Genomic DNA, 21,412 nt, shown 5'->3' on the forward strand with positions numbered 1-21,412 from the left:
TCTCTATATTTTGATTCCCATGAAACTCATGAATCCAAGAGCCATAAGTCCGGTGATTATAAAAGTGATCCCCAAACCTTTGAGCGGCGCAGGAACGTTTGAATAAGCGATTTTTTCACGAATAGCTGCAATTCCGAGAATAGCCAGGAACCAGCCAATTCCACTTCCCAAACCATAAGTTACTGCTTCCCCAATACCCGAGAAATCTTTTTGCTGCATGAACAGCGCACCTCCAAGAATAGCACAGTTTACTGCGATAAGCGGAAGGAAGATCCCCAGGGCACCATAAAGTGCGGGAGCAAACTTTTCAACTACCATTTCTACAAGCTGTACCATAGCTGCAATTACGGCGATGAACATTATGAAACTTAGAAAACTAAGGTCGATGGTTGCATATTCTTCATTTAACCAGGAAAGTGCACCCGGTCTTAAAAGATATTTATCAAGTAAAAAGTTGATGGGCACGGTCATTGTCAACACGAAGATCACCGCTGCACCTAATCCAACCCCTGTTTTAACGGTCTTGGACACTGCGAGGTACGAACACATTCCCAGGAAATATGCAAAGATCATGTTCTCAATGAAGATGCTTCGTACGAATAAATTTATATAATCCATAGTCGGTTTTTTTGAAGTTATAGATTAGGCTTCAATTAATTTACGGTTTCTTGAGCGCTGTACCCAAATGATGATCCCTACCACTATAAGTGCCATAGGAGAAAGAAGCATTAAACCGTTGTTCTCATATCCAAGAGCGTAAAGCCCTGTAGATTCTGCCAGTGTAGCTCCTTTGTGCCCAAGGATCTCGTAGCCAAAAAGCTTACCAGCCCCAAGAAGCTCACGAAAGAATGCTACGATAATAAGGATCAAACCATATCCTGCAGCATTTCCAATTGCATCCAGGAAAGACTTGTACACACCGTTACCTAAAGCAAAAGCTTCAAGACGGCCCATCACAATACAGTTGGTAATGATAAGACCAATGAATACCGATAGTTGTTTACTTACATCATAAGCATAAGCCCTAAGCACCTGGTCTACGAGTGCCACCAAAGCGGCTACTACCACAAGCTGAACGATAATTCTAATCCTGTTTGGAATTAGGTTTCTTAGTGCTGAAATGATCATGTTACTAAAAGCCATAACCGCAGTTACCGCAATTGCCATTACAATAGCAGGCTCTAATTGCACCGTAATCGCAAGTGCAGAGCATATCCCCAGAACCTGAACGGTAATAGGGTTATCATCGTTAAGAGGATCTGAAAGTAACTTTCTGTTGGCTCTTGATAAAAAGTGCTCTTTCTCTTCTGAATCAGAAAGAAAAAGGATCATTGCATCTTTCTTACTTTCCTTGTCTACCTCAGCAATTTGCTCAGGTCTATTTTTTGTCTCCTGTGCCATAACTATAAATTACTTGCAACGTTTAATTCTGTTTTGCTCTTGAAATAAGGCAGGTAATGCTGAAGTCTCTCTGAAATCATATTTGAAACCCCATCTCCGGTAATAGTTGCACCCGAAATTGCATCAACCTTATTATCATCCTTAGAAGTACTGCTGTTTCCTTTAACAACAGATACCCCTATAAGTTCTCCATTCTCATCAAAGATCTTCTCATCGGTAAAGCGCTCTCTAAACCACTCCTGAGTAATCTCGGCACCAAGTCCCGGAGTTTCCCCAAGGTGATCAAACACGGCTCCTTTGATGGTATTTACATCATCCTGTAGAGCAATGTATCCAAAAATGGCATTCCAAAGCCCTGCTCCTCTAAGCGGAATAATGTAATAGGTTTCCCCGTCAACCTCGGCTATATAAAGCGGAAAGTTTTGTTCTGTATCAACTTTTTTAAGCTCTTTAGCAAGATCTACATCAAAGGCATTCACTCCTTCTTTCTCCTGCCCCTCATTATTTAGAACAAGTTGTTCTTTAATGTACTGCTCAAATAAAGCTTCGGCTCCGGCCCTGTCGGTTTCAACACCTACTGTCGCAAGGATGTTCTGCATCTTTTCCTGGCGCATGTTTTCATATTGCCTTGGCTGCAACGAGGTAGCGGCAAAGGCCAGAACAACACCTACTACCACAACCATAACGATGGCGAAAATGAATGTGTACGAGTTGGTGTTCGTCTTATTTACTGTTTTCTCTTCCATAACTATACTACAGTTTCAACTTGTTTGTTAATACCTGCTGCCTTTCTTTTCACTCTTCGTTTAATATTACCCTGAATCACATAGTGATCTATAGTTGGAGCAAATACGTTCATTAACAGTATTGCCAGCATCACCCCTTCAGGATAAGCAGGGTTAAACACCCTGATCATAACTGATAAGAAACCTATAAGAAATCCATAGACCCATTTCCCTTTATAGGTTTGGGCAGCCGAAACAGGATCTGTTGCCATGTAAACAATACCAAAAGCAAGACCTCCGGCTAATAGATGATTGTACCAGGGGAAATTTGTAAGTGAGTTACCTTCCACTCCCATTGCAGGGAGCGCGTTAAAGATCAAGCCCATTACAGAAGCTCCCACTACTGCGCTCAACATGATTCTCCAGCTTCCTACTTTTGTAAAGATGAGGAAGAGTGCTCCCAGCAGACACAATGCTGCTGAAGTTTCTGAAACTGATCCGGGAATCATTCCCCAGAACATATCCATGGTAGTGTATTCAACCGGCTGTCCGGCTGCAAGAGTTCCTAAAATAGTTTCTCCAGATACACCATCTACATTAGCAGCATTCATCACCCATACCTGGTTACCCGACATATATGTTGGATAAGCAAAGAAAGCAAAGGCCCTGGCTGTTAAAGCAGGATTTAAAATATTCATTCCCGTTCCTCCAAAAGCTTCTTTTCCAATTATAACAGCAAATACAACCGAAATTGCAAGCATCCATAAAGGTAAGCCTACAGGCATGATCATCGGAATTAAAAGTCCGGTTACCAGGTAACCTTCGTTCACTTCATGCCCTCTAAAAATGGCAAAAGCGAATTCAATTCCCAAACCTACCGCATAGGAAACTACGATCATTGGCAGGATCTCAAGTGCACCGTGACCAAATGCATCCCAGAAGTCAACTTCAGGCTGAATTTGTTTGAGGTACTGGTATCCCACATTCCACATACTAAAAAGCAGCACCGGCAGCAGGGCGATCACCACAGTGATCATCACCCTCTTTAAGTCTACCGCGTCCCTCACATGGGCACCTTTTCTAGTAGTGTGATTTGGAGTAAAAAGAAAAGTATCAAGCGCATTAATTGCCGGAGAATACTTTTCAAGTTTCTTACCCTTAGCAAAGGGCTCCTTAAATTTATCTAATTTTTGTCTAATCCATTCCATAGTAAACAGTTTATCCAACTTCGGTGATCATGAGATCCAGCCCTAAGCGTATTATTTCTTGCGCCTCTATTTTTGAAGTGTTCACATAATCTACAAGTGCAAAATCTTCGGGAGCCACTTCATAGATCCCAAGATTTTCCATTTTTTCAATATCTGCCGCCATGCAGGCTTTTAACAACTGCATAGGGAAAATATCCATTGGCATCACCTCTTCCATTTCCCCTGTCACCACCAATGCTCTTTCTTCACCGTGTAGGTTAGTGTTCACCTCAAATTTCTTATTTGGGAACATCCAGCTTAAGGAAGTACGTGAGTTAGAAGGAATGTTATTGTAGGTAAACGGTAACCATCCAAATGCACGATACTTATTACCCTCGGGTATTAAAGTAAGCTCATTTGGGAAAAAGCCGATATACTGCCCGGTATTCACCTGCTCTCCAGTGAGAACATCTCCGGAAATCACCCTTACATTTTTTGTATCTACAGCACCCGACAGGTCAATTACCGGAGCTCCAATTCGTGTTCTAAAGTATTTTCTTTCCTTTGCCTCACTTCCACACACAGCTACTGTACGTACTGGCGTGAACCTACCGCTAAGGAAAAGATCTCCAATGTTTGCAACATCTTCAGGCTTAACGGTCCAAACCCGATCTCCCATATTGATTGGATCGATCTTATGGATCTGCACTCCCACGTTAGCAGCAGGATGCGGACCAAAAACGTTGTGAATTTCCACATTTTTAAGACCTTTAAAGGCCCCACTACCCTGTCCGTTTACAGAAACATGCACCTTCCCCGGGGTTAACCTGGTAAGGGCATTAAGCCCAGCCTGAAAAGCCTCCATGCGGTCTTTCAGGATAAACTCCACATCTGCAGAAAGCGGCGCAGTGTTCATTGCAGAAACAAAAATAGCTTTTGGGGTATCTTCAGGATCTGCCGGAATATCGTAAGGACGCTGATTCAGGAAAGCCCAGCTTCCACTTTCGAGGATGCGGCTTTTCACAGCATCGGCTTCAGCGTTTAAAGGATCAAGAGTACCAAATTCCCGGTAGTCATCTGAAGCATCAGCCTCGATTACCACCTCAAGAATGCGGCGTTTCTCTCCTCTCACAATTTCCTTTAAAGTACCACTAACAGGAGAAGTGAAACGAATCTTATCGGTGTATTTAGAAAAGAAAAGCTCATCACCCACCTTTACTTTTGCACCCTCTTTTACCACCATCTTTGGTATGACCGAATGGAAATCGGGCGGTTTTACAGCATAGGTTTTGGAGCGGGGTGCGTCAACAAGGGTCTTGTCGGCTTCACCCTTCAGGCGAAGCGTAATCCCTCTTTTAATTCTAATGTCGTTGGACATAGGACGAAGTGTTAAATTTCATTTAAAATCGGGCAAATTTACTCATTTCCGACCCACAAATCCCAATTTAAAATGAATAAATTCCCCTTAGATTTTGTTAAAGTGAACAAATAATGATGCTAATCAGTTTTTGAGTATATTTAAATTTATTTTTGGTGCATGAAGTTAAACTTATCCTTCTTTTTCTTTTTACTTCTGGGAATTTTTTCTGCTGCCGCACAGACGGTAGAAAATCCTCCTCCAAATTTTATAAGAACCGTAATCTTTACTGGCTCTAACGAGTATAGCGGAGTGCCTGTTATTAAACTGGGAGAACCTCTGTTGCTCACTTTTGACGACCTGGTAGGCGATGAGGCCAATTACTATTACACTATTGAGCATTTTAATTACGACTGGACACCTTCAGAATTACTTAAAAATGAGTATTTAGAAGGCTTTGATAACGTTCGCATTACTAACTATGAGAATTCTTTCAACACGCTTCAGCTTTACTCTCACTACGAGCTGCGCATCCCTAATGACAATACCCGTTCGCTTAAAGTTAGTGGTAATTATTTAATAAAGATCTTTAACGACAATAAAGAACTGGTATTCTCCCGAAAGTTCATTGTTTACGAACCTCTCACCCGTGTGCAGGTAGCCGTGCGAAAATCTTCGGAAGTGAGAAATATTCAAACAAAACACGTGGTGAATTTTGAAGTAGACTCGCCCGAATTCATTATTCGCAACCCGGAACAATCAACCTGGGCGGTTATCCTTCAAAACAACAATTTAAAAACCGCGATCTACAACATACGCCCACAGTACCACATTGGCACCAGCCTTATTTACAAATACAACGACCTCACTTCCTTCTGGGCCGGTAACGAATTCCTTAGTTTTGACAGCAAAGATTTGCGGGCGGCAACCGTAAAAATACAGTACATTGACCTCCAGGACCTATATCATCATTACCTCTTCCCAGACGCGATAAGGGCATTTGAACCCTACACCTATAACCCCGATATCAACGGAAAATTTTTGGTGAGAAAATTTCAAGCGCTTGAAGACGACATTGAGGCCGGCTACGTGTGGACCCATTTTGCCCTCGCTGCCCCCGAGCCTTTTGAAGGTGGTGAAGTACATCTTTACGGCCAGTTTAATAATTTCGTGCTTGATGAAAGCACAAAACTCGAATACAACCCTAACACCGGCGCTTATGAAACGGCACGCCTCTTCAAACAGGGATACTACGATTACAAATATGTATTTCTTCGGAAGGATGGCATTCTTGATGAAGGTTTTATAAGCGGAAATTTTGTTAGCACCGAAAACGATTATACCGTGCTCATCTATTACCTGCCTCCCGGTGGAAGGTTTACCAGGGTTATTGGAATGGGCTCAGCTACTTCATTAAACATCAGCAATTAAGTTATCTGCATAGTTTCTCATGAACGAGGGTCAAAATTTACCGAAGATATACAAGGAGCGGCATAGACTGAAGTACCGCAGCACAGAATGCCTAAACTGCCATCATCCTCTTGATATCAGTGATGAGTTTTGCCCAAACTGCAGTCAGCTTAACAGTACCAAAAAGCTGGCTTTTAACGATTTTTTCAACGAATTTTTTGCCGGAATTTTTGCTTACGATTCCCGGTTCTACAGAACGCTGGGAGCCCTGCTTTTTAAACCCGGAAAAATCTCAAAAGATTACATTCAGGGAAAGAGGGTGCGCTATGCCAATCCTTACCGGTTTTACCTAAGCGCTTCCATTATTTTTTTCCTGCTTTGGAGTGTCACTCACGAAGTTGAATCACCCATTAACTTCGACCTGGAAGGCAGTGCAGAAGAACAAAAGGAAGTTGATTCCATTTTAACCGCCCAGGGTATAGAAAACCCGCCTTTAGAAGTATTTCTTCCTGCCAACGACAGCGTCTCAACCCCAGAATATATTGCGGAAAAAGATCTGGATACCATGAGCTTTTTAAATGCCCGAATAAAGCAATGGCAGGTATTTTCAGATCATTATGAAGCTACCGGGATGAGAAATTCCAAAGTTGCTTTAGACAGCCTCAATTATTCAAATTCCCGCTTTAATCAATGGTTTTACAAGAAAACCGTGAACTCAAAAATATTCGGTTCAGATGCTAATCTTTTCTGGAGTTATTTTTACAGCAAGCTGCCGTTCATCATCTTCTTTTACCTTCCGGTGTTTGCGCTGTTCATCTGGCTGCTTTATTTAAGGAGGCCTTTCACATACATGGAACACCTCATCTTTACCTTCCACAATCAAACCACCTGGTTTGTGCTTTTTGGAATAGCAGTGGGCATTAATACGCTCTTCAACAGCAATTTTGCCACCGCGCTTGCCATGTTCATCTTCGCTTTTTACCTCTATAAAGCTTTTAGAAAATTCTACGGACAGAGAAGAGTTAAAACGTTGATAAAGTTTATTATAATAAATATTATATTCTTTACTTTAGCTTTATTAGCATTCATATTTTCGGTGCTGGCTTCATTTGCGATCTACTAGCATGATTCAACAAATTACCAGAGGCATAAAAATCTCTATAGAAACAAATTTTGAAGGGACTTTCTATAAAAACTATAGAGTCCACTTCGCCTTTGGCTATCAAATCACTATTGAGAATCAAAGCAAAGATTCTGTGCAACTCAGTTCCAGGTTCTGGAAGATAAAAGATGCGCTTAACCGCACAGAAATTGTGGAAGGTGAAGGAGTAATTGGAAAGAAACCGGTTCTAAAACCCGGAGAATCCCACACCTACAAAAGCGGATGTCTGCTCACCTCACCATTTGGATCTATGAGCGGCTTTTACAGCATGATCAATTTTACTTCTACCAGGAAATTCAGGGTCACCATCCCCTCCTTTAAACTCAGTGCCCCATTTGCGCTAAACTAGTTCAAGGTTTAACGTTCAAAGTTTGTGGTTACGTCAACTCCGTTCGGAGTTACATTATTTTAGCGTATCTGGAACTTTTTCAAATCTTCAAATTATCACATCCTCAAATCACCTTATAAAATATCATTTTTGAAACCTCATCTTTTCCTCTATTAAAAAAGCACACTTCTGAAATATTGTTGAAATTTGGTGCTTGTATTATTGGAATTTCCACGCCTTACCTCTCTAAAATGGCATTTAGGAAACCTCATCTTTCATGGTTTAAGGTTTAAGGTTCAAGTCCATCCAAAAAGCAGACTACGGAATATTGTTGGAATTTGGTGCTTGTATTTTTGGAATTTCCACAGCTTACCGCTCTAAAATGTCATTTTTGACACCTTATCTGTGGCGAGATCTTTATAGAAAAAATCTGCCTGCCCTTCGGAAACAATAATTTGAGAAACGCTCACGGTCTTTACGAATCCGCGGTCCATGATCACACCCTGTTCCTTATCTCCTTTTCCTGCTGAAAAGTGGAAATTGAGAAGAGCTTCGGGATTAATATTCTCTTTCTGCTGAAGTTGAAGTTCTAAAAACCACTCTTCCCGCAGCTGCTTCATTTCTTCAGAATAAAGCGGACTTGAGGACCAGATGTGAGGCTTCAGAGGTAATTTTTTATAATGTTTTTCGCTTCCGTCCCAAACAAATTCAGCAAAAAAGAGCCCTTTTTGCCAATCGGCTGCTACAATGGTGAAAGGTTCGACTTCAGAAAGCTCATATTCTTCCGCAGCTTCAGTAAAATCTTCAGCAGCCAATAGATCTTTTACCACCACTCCCCTGCTTTTGCCGTAAGGCAGTTTTCTTTCATGCTTCTTAAAGGCACCATTCAGCAGACAAATAGCACGTTTGCTATCGCTCACTCCCAGCCAGGTGCCCCCGGCCAAAACATCTTTCGGAAATGCCATTTTTGAGCCTGCAACCTCGTAGGTTTTTGGCGGTAGCGTTTGCCTCCCCGGAGCCTCATCACGATTGGAAGTAAGAACAAACGAATTATGGCCTTTTAAAGGCAGGATAGTAACCGTACACATTATGAAAAAATTAAGATTTTTTACCTTTTAGGTGCTGATTTTGAGTAAAGTTCAGTAAAAAATTGAGTAAGTAAAACTATTTTAATTTTTTTACCTTTACGACCATACATTTAGAAATCAAAAAAAATTACAACAGTATGGGAAAAGGTGTATTCCAGGTTCCGCAGGCAGTAAATGAACCCGTAAAGTCATATGCCCCGGGAACACCCGAAAGAGAAGCCGTTTTAAAGGCTTATAAAGAATTGTACAACAGCAAGGTAGAGGTACCACTTTATATTGGTGGCGAAGAGATCAAAACTGGTGATACAGCACCTATGAATCCGCCGCACGATCATCAGCATCACCTTGGTGACTATCATAAAGCTTCAAAAGAGCATGTGGAAAAGGCGATACAATCTGCGCTTGATGCCCGCGAAAAATGGGCAAATCTTGAATGGGAACAAAGAGCAGCAGTTTTCCTGAAAGCAGCCGAGCTTATTGCAGGGCCTTACCGTTACAAGATCAATGCTGCTACCATGATTGGGCAGTCTAAGAATATATTTCAGGCTGAAATTGACTCGGCTTGTGAATTGATCGACTTCCTTCGTTTCAATGTAGAATACATGACACGCATTTATGAGGAACAACCTGAATCTTCTTCGGAAGCATGGAACAGGCTCGAATACCGCCCTCTTGAAGGTTTTGTATATGCAGTAACTCCTTTTAATTTTACGGCAATTGCGGGTAATTTACCCTCGGCCCCTGCATTAATGGGGAATGTTGCAGTTTGGAAACCAAGCGACTCGCAGGTATATTCGGCCCAGGTAATTATGGAAGTATTTAAAGAAGCCGGATTGCCAGATGGGGTAATTAATATGGTGATGGGAGATCCAAAAATGATCTCAGACACTATTCTTGAGAACAGGGATTTTGCCGGACTTCATTTCACAGGAAGCACCACGGTGTTTAAGAACCTTTGGAAACAAATAGGAGAAAATATACATAACTACAGGTCGTACCCGCGTATTGTGGGAGAAACCGGGGGTAAAGATTTCATTATCGCCCACCCAAGTGCAAAACCAAAGCAGGTTGCAACGGCTATTTCGAGAGGAGCATTTGAATTCCAGGGACAAAAATGTAGTGCTGCTTCAAGGGTTTACATCCCTAAAAGTATGTGGGCAGAAGTTAAAAATTACCTTATAGAAGATGTGAAGTCTTTCAAGATGGGATCACCCGAAGATATGAGCAACTTCATCACTGCGGTAATTCATGAGGCTTCGTTCGACAAGCTGGCAAAATTCATTGATGCTGCAAAAAATGACAGCGATGCAGAAATAGTAGTTGGTGGAAATTACGATAAATCTAAGGGCTGGTTCATAGAACCTACAGTTATACTTACAGAGAACCCAAAATACAGTACAATGTGTACCGAACTTTTTGGGCCTGTTGTGACCGTGTACCTTTATGAGGATGAAAAATGGAATGAAACTCTCAAGCTGGTAGATGACTCAGAATATGCACTTACCGGAGCAATTCTTTCTCAAGACCGTTACGCAGCTGCGGAAGCTACCAAAGCATTACAGAATGCCGCAGGAAACTTCTACATCAATGACAAACCTACAGGAGCCGTTGTGGGACAACAACCTTTTGGAGGTGCGCGTGGAAGTGGAACCAATGACAAAGCAGGATCTATCCTTAACTTATATCGATGGATCTCACCAAGAACTATCAAGGAAACTTTTGTAACTGCAACAGATTACAGATACCCATTCCTGGGAGAATAGTAAAAACAACCTTTTTATTAAAAGCCGCCGGAAAATATTTTCCTGGCGGCTTTTTTTTGACTCTTTTAAACCTTTGCCAAGGCAAGAGTTTTTATCATAAAACTCTTACATTCAGAAAGTTAAATTAAAATAGAATAAGTTAAATCCTCACCTCTGAACGTTTTTTGCGGCCTTTAGCCGAAAGCCCTGATAATTTAAGTTAATTCGCAGTACCTTAGACTGTTAAGGCACCCCTCGGTCTTAACTCCCCCCCTTCCCCAATATGCTGTGAATATGGTTAAAAAACTATTCTTTAAAGTTTTCACTTTTTGGGCTTTTATTCTTACCTCGATTTTGGGGTGGGGGCAATGTCCTACGTCTGTAAATATCACTGCATCACCGGGAACAACGATTTGTGCAGGGGAACCTGTGGAATTTACCGCCGCCCTGGATGGAACCGGAACAAATATCCTTTACCAGTGGCAGGTTAACGGTCTAAACCAGGGCTTAAAAACTCCTTCCAATACTTTTACCACTAATACTCTTCAGGATGGACATACTGTTAGAGTGGTTGTTACAGCCGATTGCTTAGCTACACCTTTGACGAGTAATTCTCTTGCAGTAACTGTGAACCCAATTCCCACAGTAACTACAGCAAACACAGCAACAATATGCAGTGGTGCAAGTCCCAATATCGCGTTGACTGCTTCTACACCCAGCTCGTTTTCCTGGACAGTAGGAACCGTTACAGGAGGCATTACAGGTGCAAGTGCAGGATTGGGATCTACAATAAATCAAATTTTAACCAATCCCAGCAATGCAGCAGCAGGAACGGTTCAGTATATCGTCACACCTACTGCTACAACAGGAAATTGTGAAGGGAACCCTTACACAATTACGGTAACAGTAAATCCAAAACCGTCGGTAACAACCACAAATTCAATCGAGGTATGCAGTGGAACAAGTCCGAATATCTCCTTAAGCGCCTCAACACCCAGTTCCTTTTCCTGGACAGTAGGTACTATCACAGGAGGAATAACTGGGGCAAGTGCCGGTTCGGGAACTACAATTAATCAGACCCTCACGAATACAGGCAGTACACCAGGTACAGTAGAATATGTCGTAACTCCAACGGCTAACTCAGGAAGTTGTACAGGTACACCATATACAATCACAGTAACAGTAAATCCAAAACCAACCGTGACTACTGCCGGCACTGCAACCGTATGCAGTGGTGCAAGTCCCAATATCCCATTGACAGCTTCTACCCCCAGTTCGTTTTCCTGGACTGTAGGAACCGTCACAGGAGGCATCACGGGTGCAAGTGCAGGATCGGGAACTACTATTAATCAGATTCTCACCAACCCAGGCAGCGCAACAGCAGGGACAGTCCAATATATCGTAACACCCACCGCTACTACAGGAAGTTGTGCAGGGGAAGCTTATACCATTACGGTAACAGTAAATCCAAAACCATCTGTAACTACTGCAAATACAGCAACAATATGTAGTGGTGCAAGTCCTAATATTCCATTGACTGCATCTACACCCAGTACTTTCTCCTGGACCTTAGGATCCAAAATTGGAAATATTTCAGGTGCAAGTGCAGGATCGGGATCCACAATAAACCAGACCCTAACCAATCCCAGCAACTCAGCAGCAGGAACAGTTGAATATATTGTAACACCAACAGCGACTACAGGAAGTTGTGCAGGGGAACCTTATAAGATTACGGTAACAGTAAATCCGGAACCATCTGTAACTACTGCAAATACAGCAACAATATGCAGTGGGGCAAGTCCTAATATTGCACTGACTGCATCTACACCGGGTACTTTTTCCTGGACCTTAGGATCCATTACAGGAAATATTTCAGGTGCAAGTGCAGGATCGGGAACTACCATTAATCAGACACTAACTAACCCCAGCACCTCGGCAGCGGGGACAGTTGAGTATATTGTAACTCCTACTGCAATTACAGGAAATTGTGCAGGTGAGGCTTACTCAATTAAAGTAACAGTAAACCCGAAACCTTTAGTAACTACTGCAAACACGACAACGGCATGCAGTGGCTACGGACCAAATATTTCATTGACGGCTTCTACCTCAGGTTCATTTAACTGGACGGTGGGAAATATTACAGGAGGTATTACTGGTGCAAGTGCTGGAGCGGGATCAACAATAAATCAACCTTTAAGCAACCCCAGCAGTACAACAGCAGGTACAGTAGAATATATTGTTACCCCTACGGCTACTACAGGAAATTGTGCAGGTGAACCTTACACAATTACTGTGACGGTGAACCCGACTCTCGTACCTTCTGTTACCATCTCATCAACTTCAACTGAAATTTGTACTACAACAGCCTCGGGCTCAACTCCGGTAACCTTTACCGCCACCCCGATTAACCCGGGAACAAACCCATCCTACCAATGGAAAAACGGCACAACCAATGTAGGTCCTAACAGTCCTACATTTACAGCAAATTCCTTAGCTGCTGGTTCTCAAATCTCAGTGGTAATGACTTCAAATGCTATCTGTGGATCACCTGTGACCACTACTAGTAATGTTATTAGTATGAAAGGTTTTACACCTCCTGCGGCTCCCGTGTTTAGTCCTGCTCCAACACAAGGTGGCCCTGTTAATACTACTCTACTTTGTCCTCCAAATACAGGTCTGGTTTATACGGTGGCCTCAGATCCAAATGTCACCAGCTATAACTGGACATTACCAACGGGTTGGACGATTACTGCTGGAGCCGGAACAAACTCTATTACCATAAACAACAGTAATTTAAATGCAGGAATATATAATTTAATTGCAACTGCGCGAAATGCTTGTGGAAGTAGTTCTAAAACTTTGCCGGTCACTATTGAAAAGGCTGCCTCCGTCTATGCAGGCGCGGATACTTCCATTTGTATGAATGGAAGTTATAGTATAACTGATTCAGATTATAGTGGCTATATAAATAGTGGTGGTCAAAATGCCCCAACCTGGACTGTAAGTCCTGCTGGAAGTGGTTCTTTTAGCAACATAAAAGCCAAAAATCCTACTTTTTCTCCTTCAAAGGATTTTACAGGCTCTATTACCCTAACTCTCACAAGTACAAAAACGACAGGGAATTTTAATTGCGCTCAACTATCTGACAAAATGATTCTAACTGTGAACGCACCACCTGCAATCACTACTCAACTTTCGACGACTCCACAAGTCCTATGTCTTAATGCTGCTGCTTCTCCCTTATCAGTTACAGCTAGTGGAGCCGGGTTAACATATCAATGGTATACCAATACCACCAATTCTATTACCGGAGGTACTGCAATCAATGGAGCTACATCTGCTACTTATACTCCGTTAACTACTGCTCAGGGAACCACATATTATTATGTAGTTGTCAGCGGAACATGTACTCCGCCAGTGACCAGCAACGTGTCAGGGCCGATAACCGTGAACGCTCCACCTGCAATTACAGCTCAGCCGTCAACCAGTGAACAAGTCGTATGTCTTAATGGTACTGCAACCCCATTATCAGTTACGGCTACCGGCGCCGGATTGACATATCAGTGGTACAGCAATACAACTAATGCCAATACCGGAGGTACTGCAATTAATGGAGCTACTTCTGCTACTTATACACCAGTAGCAACAACAGCAGGAATTCGGTATTATTATGTAATCGTCAGTGGAACATGTACTCCCCCGGTGGCCAGCGGAGTATCCGGCGCGGTAAATGTTCATACATCTCCCGCAATCACTGCACAGCCTTCTACAACTGATCAAGCTTTGTGTCTGAATGATACTGCCACAGAATTATCTGTCACAGCTACCGGAGAAGACCTAACCTATCAATGGTACAGCAATTCAACTAATTCAAATGCCGGAGGTACTGCAATAAATGGGGCTAATGCCGCTACTTATACTCCGGTAACCAGTACTCCAGGGACTTTATATTATTATGTAATTATCGGTGGATCCTGTACTCCTGAAGTGACAAGTAATTTTTCTGGAGCAGTAACTGTTAACTCCCCACCCAATATTACTGCTCAACCTTCAACCAATGAACAGATTTTATGTGTGAACGATACTGCCACGGAATTATCTGTAACAGCTACCGGAGAAGATCTAGCCTATCAATGGTACAGTAATTCAACTAATTCAAATACCGGAGGTAATGCAATAAATGGAGCTACTGCCGCTACTTTTTCTCCGGAAACCAGTACTGCAGGCACATTGTATTATTATGTAATTGTTGGGGGAGGATGCACTCCTGCAGTGACTAGTGATATTTCTGGAGCGGTTACTGTAAACTCTCCACCCACTATCACTACTCAGCCTTCTACAACTGAACAAACTTTATGCTTGAACGATACTGCTACAGAATTGTCTGTAACTGCTACCGGAGAAGAACTAACTTACCAATGGTACAGTAATTCAACGAATTCAAATACCGGAGGTAATGCAATAAATGGAGCTACTGCCGCCACCTTCCTTCCCGAAACCAGTACTCCAGGAACTTTATATTACTATACTATCGTTAGCGGAACCTGTACTCCTGAAGTGACAAGTAGTGTTTCAGGAGCGGTAACTGTAAACTCTCCACCCAATATCACTGCTCAGCCTTCTGCCACTGAGCAAATCTTATGCCTTGAGGATCCTGCCGCAGAATTGTCGATTACAGCTACAGGAGAAGATCTGACTTACCAATGGTACAGTAATTCAACGAATTTAAATACCGGAGGTACTGCAATAAATGGAGCTACTGCCGCCACTTTCCTTCCTGAAACCAGTACTCCGGGAACTATATACTATTACGTAATTGTAGGTGGAGCATGTACACCTGAAGTGACCAGTGATGTTTCAGGTGCGGTAACCGTAAATGAGCCGGTAGAGATCATAACAGATCTTGACGATTCGACACCAATAGAAGCTTGTGCAGGTTTCCCGGTTGAATTTTCCATAGAAGCAACAGGAACCGGTCTGACTTTTGAATGGACAAAAGATGGAAATCCTATTGGAACCAATTCCCCCACCTTAAATATGGCCCAGGCCGATGCTTCTGATGCCGGATTTTATACTGTTCTGGTTAAAGGTACCGCTCCCTGCTCCAATGTGCAGTCCACGAAACAAGTCGAACTCAGAGTAAATCAAACTATCACTATCACCAGTCAACCTGAACCTACCCTTCCTGTCTGCCTGGGAGAAAATGCTGTTGAAATTGGTGTTGTCGCTACCGGAAACATCTATGACTATGTATGGAGAAAAAATGGGATACCAATTTTCGATGGATCAAAATACTCGGGCACAACAACCGCAAATTTGATCATTAAAAATTTAGCTCTGGAAGATTCTGATATTTATGATGTAGTAATAAGCAGTCCTGAAGGAAGTTGTTTGCAAATTATTTCTAATCCGGCCACAGTAACTGTTTATTCACCTCCTGAAGTTGAAGCGGGAGAAGATATAGAAGTTTGTAGCACTTCAACGAGTATTGACATTGGTACAGAAGCTACTGCCGCAAATTACAGCTCTCTCGCCTGGACCACTAATGGAGCAGGACAAATCTTAAATGCAACAGATTTAAATGGAGCAACTTATGCTCCTGTGGCAGCAGACTTTGGTAATACCCTTATATTTACTTTAACTGCTAAATTCGAAGTTGGAGGTGTTCAGGTATGTGAAGATGCTGTAGATACTAGAAGTCTAACAATAATACCTCAACCAGTCATAACTGAATTCAGCTATCATCCCAGCGACAACAGTGCTGTTTCCACCGAATTTTGTGAAACAGACATTGCCACCTATACCCCACATATTGCCGGAAACAACCTTACTAACGGTACCGGAATATTTTCAGTAGATAACACTGCTTTAGCGATCGGCCCTACTACCGGAGACATAACTCCAAATGGCACTAGCCCGGGAGAGTTTACAATAACTTATACCTACACTATAACTTCCCAGGAAGCAGGTTGTACAGTTGCCGAAAAGATCTTCAAAGTAACCATAGGAGAAAAACCTGTAGCCGATTTTACTTATGGGGAGAATCCATTTTGTAGTGATTCAGAAAATATTACTCCCAGTTTTCTAAATGAAGGAGTGGCCGGCACTTTTAGCTCTTCTACTGAAGACCTTGTATTTGCAAATGCAGCTACGGGAGAAATTGATGTGGCCGCCAGTGCACCCGGCACCTATGAAATTATTAATACTGTAGATTATTCTACCCAGGGTTGTGCTATAGTAACTCATGCTGCATCTATTACAATTAATCAAAAACCAAATCCCAATTTCTCCTACTCTACAACAGAATTTTGCTCAGCTTCTGAAGTGGAACAAACAATTGCCCCAATTCTGGAAGATGGTGCAGTTACGGGTAGTTTTACTTATACAGCAACTCCCGAAGGAGCTATCCTTGCTCTGGACACAACAACGGGAAATATTGATATAATGAACAGTGATGCCGGAAGTTACGTCATTACGAACACGGTGAATGTTGACGCCGATGGGTGTGATGTGGTAGAAGGTTCTTTTTCAATTAATATCGAAAAAAAATCCGATGCCTGGTTTGAATACAGCAGTACTTCCTTTTGCATCTCCACAAAAAGCGCCTCGGTAGTGAATGGTTCTGAAACCGGGGGAACTTTTTCCAGCCCCACTTTGGGAAGTCGCATTAACGCTACTACTGGTGCAATTACCTGGACTGCTACAGATGCCATTACCGGCACGCACGAAATTACTTATATTATTGAAGGGAAAGGAGTTTGCGAAGACGTAAGCAGTACTGTGGAAATAAATATTGATCCATTACCAGTTGGCGGGAAATTAGCTTTTGAAGATCTTGTTAATACCAATAACAACGGCAGGATCTTCATGATATGCCAGGGGGCGACTTCTGGATATTTACCCATTACCCTATCAGGTCATACAGGAAACATCCTGGCATGGAAATATAGTATTAACGGTGCTTCCTGGATTACAATTCCGGGAGAAGAAGGAAATTTTACCGGCAATGTGTTATCTGCCTCTACAATACAGGGTTTAAACCTACCTGAAACAACAGTGTTTAGGGTAGAAATAGGTAGTGGGGCCTGTAGCCCTAATGTTTTCTCCCAAACTGCAATTCTGAGTGTTATTCCGACAGATATAACACCCAGCCCCGTAACAGTAAGTGAAAGTGTTATCTGCCTGGGAGATACGGTAACCTTAAGTTCAGAAACGGGTTATACCAACAGCGTTCCCACAGTTGAAAACGGGAATTTTGATAATGCAGGACTTAAAAATAAAGGATGGCGTTTTAGACTCGACGGAAAAGATATGAACTTCGAAACCAACGCCAACAATACCAACCAGGATTTTTGGTCAAGAGCTACTCCACATAATTTTAACACAGCAAATTATAATACGAGTCCATACTCAATGAGTCCTATGAGGTGGGATTCGGGAATCGAAGATGGAAATAAAGGTTTTGCACTGGTCTCGGGGGCTCATAATGCTACCATGGAAACGAACATTTTCAGTATAGGCTCAATGGATCAGGCGATTGTAACTTTCGATCAGGCCTACAACCTAACACCCGGAGCCACAATAACTGTAGAAATTTCCGAAGATGGAGGAAATACATATCAGGCAGTTCTATTTACCATGAGTGGTAGTGCCTCCAGTGGTAATTACAGCAGCTTTGGAACCGGTACTCCCCAATCCCGCCCTAAGAACAAAATGTTGTTAGACCTTGGGAACTATCTAGGTAAAAATAATCTGAGACTAAAGTTCGCGTTTGATGGAGCGAGGAACGGAGATCTTTGGGCTGTAGATGGTATAAAATTACCTGAAGGCCCTCGAAATGTTACTATTGAATGGAACGACTATACAGATCCTCAACAGGTTATCACCATTGGAACCACAAATTCTGTTCAATATGCCCCAAAACAAATTGGTCTTAATGTTTTTGAAGTAAAGACAAAATTAGTGTTTGATTCTACCGGTAATGCCTGTGAGGTAGCCGAAAATGCCGAAACCATAGAGGTGTTTGTTTTTGACAAATACACTACTTCTGTCTCAGCGGAGTATGGTAGCTGCGGAAATTTTGAAGCCCAACTTTCTGCTTCCGTACTAAATGGGAAAAATGAACCTGTAATAACTTACCCGACACCCGATGGTTATATAGGCAAGTGGTCAATTGATGCGGTAGGTGCTACTTTAGTAGACTCCAATCCAAATGATAATATTGCTGCCGAAAATGATCCCAATGCACTTCTTCATACCACAACTACGGGTACTTATAATGTTTCCTGGATCCTTGAACCTACAGAAAAGGATGAAAATGGAAACATTTATGAAAATCCGGAAACCTGTGCTCCTCAAGTCAATTCATTAGAGGTAATTATTAAGGGCTGTATTGCTTTAGACTTTGATGGGGAAGACGACCACATACTCATTGATGATCCCTACAATGAAGTTGTAAGTTTTGAAGCCTGGATAAGGCCCGAAGTATCTGGTGGAACTATAATCTCAGGCCCAAATTTTAATATCACCACTCCGGCTGGCATTACTCCAAACACCAGGTGGTACCATATTGCAATTTCTAATGGGAAATTATATGTAGACGGAGTAGAAAAAACTAATTTCACTTTAGGTAGTGGCAACGGTCCTCAAACTATCATAGGAGCTCAACTACTTAATGGCAAAACAACTAACTTCTATTCCGGCTGGATAGAGGAAGTTAGATTATGGAAAAAAGCGCTGACGGTTGAACAGATAAGATTTATGATGAATCAGCGGCTTATTGCGAATGGCACTCAAATGGGAGAACAAATTCCTATGAATGTACCCGGCGGACTGAATTATTCAGACCTGGCAGGATACTACAGATTGATCTCGGCAACACCCGAACCTTTACCCACTAGTCCAGTTATTTTCTTACCAGAAGATATGCCTCTTGATGGGTTAACCCCAGATCGTGCTGCAACAGCATCTCCGGGAAGGTTAGTCAATATGGAAACGAATCAGGAGAATACTGCACCCCTTCCCTATTATTCTGGTAAAGATGGAATTTGGGGAACAGATGATACCTGGTTGCGCCCTGAAGTTTGGGACCCTCCGCATACAGGTACTATTGATTGGAACATAGTAAAAACTTCTCATCATATCACTTCTGGTAATCGGGACATTACAGTCCTGAGCTTATTATCTGAAAGTAATGTACTTGATATGGAAGGAGCGAATCCCACAGGATGGACCAGCGGTGGAAGTGGAAATAGACTTTTTATCTCCCATTACCTCCTGCTTGATGGTATTATTGACCTCAATGGAGAATCACAACTTATTCAACCTGATGGAAGTATCGTAGATCAGACTTCGGGTATAAACGGGGAAATAACAGGTTTCCTGGATAGAGACCAACAAGGAACTGCCAGCAGTTATAATTACAATTACTGGTCTTCCCCTGTAAGTCCCGGAAGCCTTAACGCCGATTATTCTGTAGGAACAGTTATGATGGATGGAACAACCCCTACCCCCGCTAAGATCAACTTTGGCAACGCCTACAATCACGCCGATGCTGGTTTTACAAACCCGCGCAAAGTGAGTGCTTACTGGCTTCACAAGTTCCATGGTACGGCAAATAATTACTTTAGGTGGGAACATATTGGAAGTACAGGAGTTTTGCAGGTTGGCGAAGGCTACAGTATGAAAGGCACCTCTGGTAGTACAGCTATACTCGACCCACAAAACTATACCTTTAGAGGGCTCCCAAATAACGGTACCATTTTAATGGAAACTATGAATGCCACGGGCACAGGAGAAAATTATCTTTTAGGGAATCCATATCCGTCAGCTATTGATGCCGATGAATTTATTCTAGACAATATGCGAGACGTCATCAATGGCCGAAATACTTCCAACGTCTTTAACGGAACCATCTATTTCTGGTCGCATTTTGCCAATAAAACTCATTATCTCGAAGAATATATTGGCGGCTATGCTACCTATAATCTCTCAGGCGGTGTAATTGCTGTGGCTATAGATGACCGGATTAATGCTACTGAAGATGAAGGCGGGCGCATTCCGCAGCAGTTCATTCCGGTAGGCCAGGGCTTTTTTGTCAATACCCGCTTAGATCCTGAAATTGTAAATATTTCAAATATAACTATCCATGGCGGGCAGGTTACTTTCAGGAATAATCAAAGACTATTTATTACTGAAAATGATGCTAAAAAATCAGTTTTTCACTACCAGGAAAAGAAAGAAATTTCAGGAATTGAGGGTACAAATACCTCAAAGGCAGAACAGCAGCGTATTTGGCTGAAATTTAAATCTCCAAAAGGATATCACCGACAAATTTTAGTCACTGCCGATCCCAATGCTACCGATAACTTCGATTTGGGTTATGACGCCCCTCTTATTGAAAATAATGTTGAAGATATGTACTGGTACTTTAACAATAACGAATTTGTGATACAGGGAGTAGAAGATTTTAATGTGGAGCGGGAACTTCAGCTGGGGGTGAAGATAAAAGAACAAGGAGTTGTAAAGATTAGCATAGATAGATTGGGTAACATTGCAGAAGATCAGGAAATATTCCTGAAAGACAGCATCACAGGCAAAATACATAATTTAAAAAACGAACCATATACTATAGAAGTTGAAGAGGGTGTCTTTACAGATCGTTTTAAACTGGTCTTTAAAGATGATGAAACACCTGTAGTAGAACCCGAAGATCCGGTTGTTGTAGACGATGGGCCGTTCAAAGTCCAGTACCTGAATGAAGACAGAATCATTTTAATTAAAAATCCCGAACTGATAAAGGTCAATAGAATCTATCTGAACAACCTCTCAGGACAGCAGGTTCACGTCTACTACAATATCCCGTTAACAATAAAAGAAGAGCTACCTGTAGAACGCTTTAGTGCTGGAGTATATATTCTGAAGCTGCATACAGCACAGGGAATCATTACAAAAAAAGTAATTCTGGAGTAAATCGACTTTAAAGAATACTTACTAAAATTTTCTTAGCTTTA

Annotated in this window: 11 protein-coding genes; 5 read left to right on the forward strand and 6 right to left on the reverse strand. The window is 42.1% G+C overall.

Annotated features, from left to right (window positions below):
• Positions 1-3: 3 nt before the first annotated feature.
• From nqrE to VS868_RS02420, 5 genes are read right to left on the reverse strand one after another with little or no spacing between them, the layout of a single operon-like run.
• Complete coding sequence (gene nqrE / locus VS868_RS02400; protein ID WP_266069468.1) at positions 4-618, reverse strand: NADH:ubiquinone reductase (Na(+)-transporting) subunit E; 615 nt, start codon at positions 616-618, stop codon at positions 4-6.
• Positions 619-642: 24 nt separating this feature from the next.
• Positions 643-1,401 (reverse strand): NADH:ubiquinone reductase (Na(+)-transporting) subunit D, encoded by a 759-nt coding sequence (locus tag VS868_RS02405; protein WP_345599070.1) that lies wholly within the window; start codon positions 1,399-1,401, stop codon positions 643-645.
• Positions 1,402-1,403: 2 nt separating this feature from the next.
• Positions 1,404-2,147 carry a Na(+)-translocating NADH-quinone reductase subunit C gene (locus tag VS868_RS02410; RefSeq protein ID WP_345599071.1) on the reverse strand — a complete coding sequence of 248 codons (744 nt, stop codon included), beginning with the start codon at positions 2,145-2,147 and terminating at the stop codon, positions 1,404-1,406.
• Positions 2,148-2,149: 2 nt separating this feature from the next.
• Positions 2,150-3,334 carry an NADH:ubiquinone reductase (Na(+)-transporting) subunit B gene (locus VS868_RS02415; RefSeq protein ID WP_345599072.1) on the reverse strand — a complete coding sequence of 395 codons (1,185 nt, stop codon included), beginning with the start codon at positions 3,332-3,334 and terminating at the stop codon, positions 2,150-2,152.
• Between the two features lie 10 nt (positions 3,335-3,344).
• Positions 3,345-4,691, reverse strand: a complete 1,347-nt coding sequence (locus VS868_RS02420; protein ID WP_345599073.1) for a Na(+)-translocating NADH-quinone reductase subunit A — start codon at positions 4,689-4,691, stop codon at positions 3,345-3,347.
• A gap of 159 nt (positions 4,692-4,850) precedes the next feature.
• Here VS868_RS02420 and VS868_RS02425 point away from each other — a divergent pair, with 159 nt between their 5' ends.
• Genes VS868_RS02425 through apaG form a run of 3 tightly spaced genes read left to right on the forward strand, consistent with a single transcriptional unit; the run spans position 4,851 to position 7,591 of the window.
• Positions 4,851-6,101: a DUF5103 domain-containing protein gene (locus VS868_RS02425; RefSeq protein ID WP_345599075.1), complete on the forward strand. Its 1,251-nt coding sequence runs from the start codon at positions 4,851-4,853 to the stop codon at positions 6,099-6,101.
• A gap of 19 nt (positions 6,102-6,120) precedes the next feature.
• Complete coding sequence (locus VS868_RS02430; RefSeq protein ID WP_345599076.1) at positions 6,121-7,203, forward strand: DUF3667 domain-containing protein; 1,083 nt, start codon at positions 6,121-6,123, stop codon at positions 7,201-7,203.
• 1 nt (position 7,204) lies between these two features.
• A complete protein-coding gene (apaG, locus tag VS868_RS02435) occupies positions 7,205-7,591 on the forward strand; it encodes a Co2+/Mg2+ efflux protein ApaG (protein WP_266069461.1) in 387 nt (128 codons plus the stop codon).
• 356 nt (positions 7,592-7,947) lie between these two features.
• Here the strand turns inward: apaG and VS868_RS02440 are convergent, their stop codons facing one another.
• A complete protein-coding gene (locus VS868_RS02440) occupies positions 7,948-8,658 on the reverse strand; it encodes an NRDE family protein (protein WP_345599077.1) in 711 nt (236 codons plus the stop codon).
• Between the two features lie 137 nt (positions 8,659-8,795).
• Between VS868_RS02440 and pruA the strand changes: the two genes are divergently transcribed.
• Together pruA and VS868_RS02450 are read left to right on the forward strand one after the other, a co-directional pair.
• The gene (gene pruA, locus VS868_RS02445; protein WP_345599078.1) at positions 8,796-10,421 is read left to right on the forward strand and encodes an L-glutamate gamma-semialdehyde dehydrogenase; all 1,626 of its coding nucleotides are present in this window, start codon (positions 8,796-8,798) and stop codon (positions 10,419-10,421) included.
• A 273-nt stretch (positions 10,422-10,694) separates the two neighbouring features.
• On the forward strand, positions 10,695-21,371 hold the full coding sequence (locus VS868_RS02450) for a PKD-like domain-containing protein (protein WP_345599080.1): 10,677 nt from the start codon (positions 10,695-10,697) through the stop codon (positions 21,369-21,371).
• Positions 21,372-21,412: the final 41 nt, after the last annotated feature.

The organism is Salinimicrobium sp. 3283s, from assembly GCF_039602225.1.
Lineage (GTDB): Bacteria > Bacteroidota > Bacteroidia > Flavobacteriales > Flavobacteriaceae > Salinimicrobium > Salinimicrobium profundisediminis.